Source organism: Streptomyces sp. NPDC001717, assembly GCF_042892775.1.
Classification (GTDB): Bacteria; Actinomycetota; Actinomycetes; order Streptomycetales; family Streptomycetaceae; genus Streptomyces.
On record NZ_JBIAUK010000008.1, the window covers coordinates 23,933 to 30,631 of the forward strand.

5 protein-coding genes are annotated in these 6,699 nt (G+C 72.4%); all 5 read left to right on the forward strand.

Annotated features, from left to right (window positions below):
* Window positions 1-71: 71 nt before the first annotated feature.
* The 5 genes from ACFYZL_RS16230 (at window position 72) to ACFYZL_RS16250 (ending at window position 6,369) form a co-directional block, all read left to right on the forward strand.
* The gene (locus ACFYZL_RS16230) at window positions 72-704 is read left to right on the forward strand and encodes an NUDIX domain-containing protein (RefSeq protein ID WP_384756995.1); all 633 of its coding nucleotides are present in this window, start codon (window positions 72-74) and stop codon (window positions 702-704) included.
* Between the two features lie 427 nt (window positions 705-1,131).
* The gene (locus ACFYZL_RS16235; protein WP_384758514.1) at window positions 1,132-3,108 is read left to right on the forward strand and encodes a tetratricopeptide repeat protein; all 1,977 of its coding nucleotides are present in this window, start codon (window positions 1,132-1,134) and stop codon (window positions 3,106-3,108) included.
* A gap of 152 nt (window positions 3,109-3,260) precedes the next feature.
* The gene (gene ald / locus ACFYZL_RS16240; protein ID WP_384758516.1) at window positions 3,261-4,376 is read left to right on the forward strand and encodes an alanine dehydrogenase; all 1,116 of its coding nucleotides are present in this window, start codon (window positions 3,261-3,263) and stop codon (window positions 4,374-4,376) included.
* Between the two features lie 368 nt (window positions 4,377-4,744).
* Window positions 4,745-5,863 (forward strand): ParA family protein, encoded by a 1,119-nt coding sequence (locus ACFYZL_RS16245; protein WP_376662179.1) that lies wholly within the window; start codon window positions 4,745-4,747, stop codon window positions 5,861-5,863.
* The gene (locus ACFYZL_RS16250; RefSeq protein ID WP_384758519.1) at window positions 5,848-6,369 is read left to right on the forward strand and encodes a hypothetical protein; all 522 of its coding nucleotides are present in this window, start codon (window positions 5,848-5,850) and stop codon (window positions 6,367-6,369) included. Before ACFYZL_RS16245 ends, ACFYZL_RS16250 begins: the two co-directional genes overlap by 16 nt.
* Window positions 6,370-6,699: the final 330 nt, after the last annotated feature.

A 6,699-nucleotide genomic window follows, 5' to 3' on the forward strand; every position in this document is an offset into this window, starting at 1 on the left:
GCATAACGTAGACAGCCGGGGTACGGATCTTCCGTACCCCGGCTGTCGCGCGTTGTGGAGGGCTGCGGGGAATGAAGATCAAGGACACGGCGGAATCCTGGGAGACGCTGTCGACGCGGCGGCCGTTCCAGGGAGCCAAGACGGCCGTCGACTCCGACGAGGTGCGGATGCCGGACGGCTCGGTGGCCCGCCGCGACTACCAGGTGCACCCCGGATCGGTCTGCGTGCTCGCCCTCGACGAGGACGGGCGCGTGCTCGTCCTGAGCCAGTACCGGCACCCGGTGCGGCGGCGACTGTGGGAGCTGCCGGCCGGGCTGCTCGACGTACAGGGGGAGAACCCGCTGCACGGGGCGCAGCGCGAGCTCCACGAGGAAGCCCACGTCAAGGCGGGGGACTGGCGGGTGCTCGCCGACTTCTACGCCTCCCCGGGCGGCTCCGACGAGGCCATCCGGATCTTCCTGGCGCGGGACGTCTCCGAGGCGGAGGGGGAGCGGTACGCGGAGACCGGGTCGGAGGAGGCCGACATGGAGGTGACCTGGGTCCCGCTGGCCGACCTGGTCCGGGGCGTGCTGGCGGGCGAGCTGGGCAATCCGGGGCTGGTGACGGGTGTCCTGGCCCTCTCCGCCGCGCTCGCCGCCGGAAGCGGCCTGGACGCCCTCCGCCCGGCCGACGCCCCTTGGCCGGCCCGCCCGTACGAGGCGTAGCCCGCCGTCCGTCTGCGCCGCCGCTGCCGGGGCGCGGACGCTGAGCATGCCGGGCGCGGCGCCGTTGCCGGGGGCGCCGCCCCCGGACCCCCGGTCCTCAAACGCCGGACGGGCTGAATTTGCCTCCGGCGGCGCCGGCGGGGCTATCCAGCCCCGCCGGCGTTTGAGGCGCCGGTAGGGGACGGCTCCGCGCAGCGGCACGCACCCGCCCGGCGGCACGCACCCGGCCCGCCATGAGGCAGCCGCCACCGGCATGCGGCCCCGGGCACGGGCTCGTGGCGCGGCCGCGCGAAGGCCCGGGCCGCGAAAAGAAGAACATCGGCTGATCCGATCAGGCGATATGACCGCCGCGCTCCACACGAGTCGTCGCTCTGCGTGAACTACGCTCGTGATCCCCGAAGCCAGGGGCAGGGAGAGGAGCGGATCCGTGGCGGATTTCGTCGGGCGGCGGCGTGAGCTCAAGGAGCTGCGCGAGGACATCGCACGGACCGGGCTCGACACCCTCTCCGGCCGGAAGGCGAAGGCCCCCCGCGCCCGGGTGCTGCTCGTCGCCGGGCGCCCCGGATCCGGGCGGACGGCCCTCGCCGAGGCGTTCGTGCGCGAGATCGCCGAGGAGTACCCCGACGGGGTGCTCCGGACCCGGCTCACCGCGCCCGGAGGCGAGACCGTGGCCACCGAGCGGGCCGTACGGGGCCTGCTGGAGGCGCTGGGCCACCGTACTCCGCCCGGCGCCGGGGAGGACGAGCTCAGCTCGGCCCTGCGCACCGCGCTCGACGGTCGCCGCGCGATCATCCTGGTCGACGACGCCGCCGACCCGCACCAGGTCGACGCCCTGCTCCCGGACACCCCCGAGTGCCTCGTCGTCGTCACCGCGGAGGGGCCGCTCACCGGCATCCCCGACGTGCGGCCCTGCACCCTCGGCGGGCTCGACACGCCCTCCGCCGTGCGGATGCTCGTGCACCGCATCGGCGACACCCGGGTCACCGCCGACCCCCGCGCCGCCGAATCCCTCGCCGAGGAGTGCGGGGGCCAGCCCGCCGCGCTCGTCCTCGTCGGCGGCTGGCTCGCCGCGCACCCCAAGGCCTCCGTCGCCGACGTGGCCAAGCAGCTCCACGACATGCCGGCCGGCACGGGCGGTCCGCTCGCCCGGTGCTTCCGCCTCGTCTACGAGACCCTGCCGCAGCCCGCCCAGCGGACCCTGCGGCTGCTGCCCCTGGCCCCCGCCGGGATCGTCGACTCGCACACCGCCTCCGCCCTCGCCGGATGCTCCGTCGCCGCGGCCCAGTCGACGCTCGACGACTTCGCGGCGCTGGGCCTCGTACACCCCGCCCACGACGGACTGTTCCTCCTGCCCGGCTCCCTCGCGCCGCTGCTCCAGGCCCTGCTGGAGGGCAAGGAGCGCCCGGCGGAGGTCCAGCTGGCCCGGGCCCGGATGCTGGAGCGGACCGTACGGCTGCTGCACTCCTGCCGGGCCATGGCCGCATCCGGCGAGGCCGGAATGGACGACGGGCTGCGGGAGGTGCTGGAAGGACTGCCGCGCGCGCTGCGCTTCCCCGACCGGCGGGCCGCCGCCACCTGGCTGGACACCCGGTTGCCCGCGCTGTCGGCCGCCGCGTCCCTGGCGGTGGCCGACGGGGAGCTGGACACGCTGGCCCGGCGGCTGGTCGCGGGCCTCGTACGGGCCCTCGCGGAGCACCGCGGGACCGCCGAGGCCGCTCCCGAGCTGTACGGGCTGCACCGCCTGGTCCTGGACGTGGCGGAGCGCCGCGGCCTGCACCGGGAGCAGGCCGCCGCCCTGCTGAACCTGGCCGACCTGGACGCCGAGACCGGCCGGACCCGGGAGGCACTGGAGCGCTACCGGGCCGCCCTGGACGCCGGAAAGGCGGCGAACGACCCGTACGCGACCGGCCGCGCGATGGAATCCGTAGGCGGTGCCTATCAGGAGCTGGCGGACTGGCACCGGGCCTCCGACTGGTTCGGCCGGGCCCTGTCCCAGGCCCTCGCGCGGGGGGAGCGGGCGGACGAGGCGCGGCTGTACGGGCGGCTCGGGAACGTGCACACCTACGCGGGCCGCTACGGGGAGGCGCTGCGCAGCTGGCGGGCGGCCGCGGCCGGGTACCGGAAGCTGGCCGATGTGCCCGGCCAGGCAAAGGCGTTGAGCGAGATGGCGCGGGTCCAGGAGTACGCCGGGAGGCCGGAGGAATCGCTGCACACCTGCCGCGAGGCGGTGGAGCTGGCGCGCCGTGCCGGTGACCAGCGGCTCCAGGCCGCGCTGCAGGTCCGACTGGCCGACACGCTGGACAGGCTGGGCGACCCGGCAGCCGCCAGGCTGCACCGGTCCGCAGCCGACAGATTGCTGGGTGACGACCCCGCAGCCTGCGAAATCCGCAGTGGATCCGACTGAGATTATTTGTTTGCAAGGCTAGACACGCGACAATCCTTCAATAAACTGGGTTCACCACGTCATCCGTGGTGCATCCCGTTGCGCGTTCTTGTGGGCGGGTATGTATGGAAGTGCCCCGTTCAATCCCCCTGAGTCAAGGACCGTGATCGACGATGAAGGTCGGCATCCCCCGCGAGGTCAAGAACAACGAGTTCCGCGTGGCCATCACCCCCGCCGGTGTCCACGAGCTCGTCCGTAACGGCCACCAGGTCTTCATCGAGCAGAACGCCGGTGTCGGCTCCTCGATCACCGACGCCGAGTACGTCGCCGCCGGCGCCGAGATCCTCGGTACCGCCGACGAGGTCTGGGCCATCGCCGACCTGCTGCTGAAGGTCAAGGAGCCCATCGCTGAGGAGTACCACCGCCTCCGCAAGGACCAGACCCTCTTCACGTACCTGCACCTGGCGGCCTCCCGCGAGTGCACGGACGCCCTGCTGGAGTCCGGCACCACCGCCATCGCCTACGAGACGGTGGAGACGGCCAACCGCGCCCTCCCGCTGCTCGCCCCGATGTCCGAGGTCGCGGGCCGCCTGGCCCCGCAGGTCGGCGCCTACCACCTGATGCGCTCGGTCGGCGGCCGCGGTGTCCTGCCCGGCGGCGTGCCCGGCACCCACGCCGGCGAGTGCGTGGTCATCGGTGGCGGCGTCTCCGGCTGGAACGCCGTGCAGATCGCCGTCGGCATGGGCTTCCACGTGACCCTGCTCGACCGCGACATCAACAAGCTCCGCGAGGCCGACAAGATCTTCGGTACGAAGATCAAGACGATCGTCTCCAACGCCTTCGAGCTGGAGAAGGCCGTCGTCGAGGCCGACCTCGTCATCGGCGCCGTGCTGATCCCGGGTGCGAAGGCCCCGAAGCTGGTCACCAACGAGCTCGTCGCCAAGATGAAGCCCGGAAGTGTCCTTGTCGACATTGCGATCGACCAGGGTGGCTGCTTCGAGGACTCCCGCGCGACCACCCACGCCGAGCCGACCTTCCAGGTCCACAACTCGGTCTTCTACTGCGTCGCCAACATGCCGGGCGCGGTGCCGAACACCTCCACCTACGCGCTGACCAACGCCACGCTGCCCTACATCGTGCAGCTCGCGAACCTCGGCTGGGTCGAGGCGCTGCGTCGTGACCCGGCGCTCGCGCTGGGCCTCAACACCCATGACGGACAGGTCGTTTACCGCGAGGTCGCCGAGGCCCACGGTCTCGAGACCCTCGAGCTGAGCACGCTGCTCGGCTGAACCGTCAACGACTGACGTCAATCTCACGTATCCGGCCGGACCTTGCCCCCAAGGTCCGGCCGGACGCGTTTGCGAGGAACCCGGGAACCCGGCTCAACTCGCCTCGAACGTAACCCTTTAACCCTTTCGCACACCCGCGAAACTTCGCGGCGACAGTCCGTGCGCCCTTGACAGAGTGGTGTTCGGTTGCCGACACATCGTGCCGGGTCCGACGGATTGTGTTGCCGCTGAGCGGTGACACGCCATAGAGTCGCCAACCGTCGGCATGGTGCCACGCTGACCTATCGATAAGTGTCCTGGTCACGTCCGAGGAGGTAAGACGACTTGTGAATGAGTCGACATTTGCTCCTGGGGGTGGTCGAGCGGGTATGCCCGCGCGGGGCGAAAGCCCTGCCGGGCTCGAGGCTGTCGGCTCCGTCGCAGTACGCACCTTCGCAAACCACCAGCACCTGACGACGCCCCAAAAGAGCATGGACGGCCTAGACGTGAACTCCACGGCCGGCGACCACGGTGGCGATACGCCCATTGGTTTCGCCGACTACGACCAGGTGCCCGAGGGGCACTTCTACGACCCCGACGCGGAGTACGAGCCGGACCCCGAGTACGCGGCCACCCTCGCCCCCGACGCTGCCCGCCAGCGCCGTGAGCGGATCGGCCCGACCGGACGCCCGCTGCCGTACTTCCCCATCCCGGGTCCGCTGACCGACCACGGTCCGGCGAAGATCATCGCGATGTGCAACCAGAAGGGCGGCGTGGGCAAGACCACGTCGACCATCAACCTGGGTGCTGCGCTCGCCGAGTACGGACGCCGTGTGCTGCTGGTCGACTTCGACCCGCAGGGCGCGCTGTCGGTGGGCCTCGGCGTGAACCCGATGGAACTCGACCTGACGGTCTACAACCTGCTCATGGAGCGGGGCATGTCGGCCGACGAGGTGCTGCTCAAGACGGCGGTCCCCAACATGGACCTGCTGCCGAGCAACATCGACCTGTCCGCTGCGGAAGTGCAGTTGGTCAGCGAGGTCGCGCGCGAGTCGACCCTCCAGCGGGCCCTGAAGCCCCTGATGGCCGACTACGACTACATCGTGATCGACTGTCAGCCCTCGCTCGGTCTGCTGACCGTGAACGCCCTGACGGCGGCTCACAAGGTCATCGTGCCGCTGGAGTGCGAGTTCTTCGCACTCCGTGGTGTGGCGCTGCTGACCGAGACCATCGAGAAGGTGCAGGAGCGGCTCAACCCGGAGCTGGAGCTCGACGGCATCCTCGCCACGATGTACGACTCCCGTACGGTGCACAGCCGCGAGGTGCTGGCGCGCGTGGTCGAGGCCTTCGACGACCACGTCTACCACACGGTCATCGGCCGGACGGTGCGCTTCCCGGAGACCACGGTCGCCGGCGAGCCGATCACCACGTACGCCTCCAACTCCGTCGGCGCCGCCGCCTATCGCCAGCTGGCCAGGGAGGTGCTCGCCCGGTGTCACGCCGAGTGAGTCTGCCCGGAGCCGACGAACTGTTCCGCACGACAGGGGGGATGGCCCTCCAGTCGTCCTCGCCGAGGCGAGGGGCCGACGAGTCGTCGGGAGCGGCGGGCGAACACTCGGCCGCTTCGGCGGAGGGCGGCTCGTCGGGAGAGGGCCGCAGCCGGGAGGCTGAGGCCGGTACGGAGCCCGTCGTGGGCGCACCGCGGCGGTCGCAGGAAGGTTCTGTCAGCGGGACCGGCCCCGTGGGGGCCACGACCGCCGGCCGCGGCAAGGGCCAGGGCCGGGGCGCGAACCGGCGGCCCAGTGGGCGGGAGCGGCACGACGAGAAGATCACGGTCTACGTCTCCGCCGAGGAGCTGATGGACCTGGAGCACGCCCGACTGGTGCTCCGCGGGGAGCACGGCCTGGCGGTGGACCGCGGGCGCATCGTCCGCGAGGCGGTCGCCGTGGTCCTGGCGGACCTCGAATCCCGTGGCGACGCGAGCATCCTGGTCCGCCGCCTCCGGGGCCGCTGACCAGCCTGCGGCCCGCACACCCGGCGCCCCGGCTTCTGGGCCCCGGCCCGTGGGGCGGGCTGCGGCCGTCTGAACGTTCCCGGGCTCCGGCCCACCGGAAGGCCCGGCACCCCTGAGGTGCCGGGCCTTCCGGCCGTCCTGGGTGCCCCCCAGTTCCTCCGGCGGGCACAACCCAGCCCCTCCGGCGTTTGAGGAGCGGGGTCTGGGGCGGAGCCCCAGGAAACCCGGCTCCGCCGGGCAGGGGGGGGGGGGGGGGGGCGGGGGGCGGGCGCGCCGGGGGGGGGGGGGGGGGGGGGGGGGGGGGGGGGGGGGGGGGGGGGGGGGGGGACG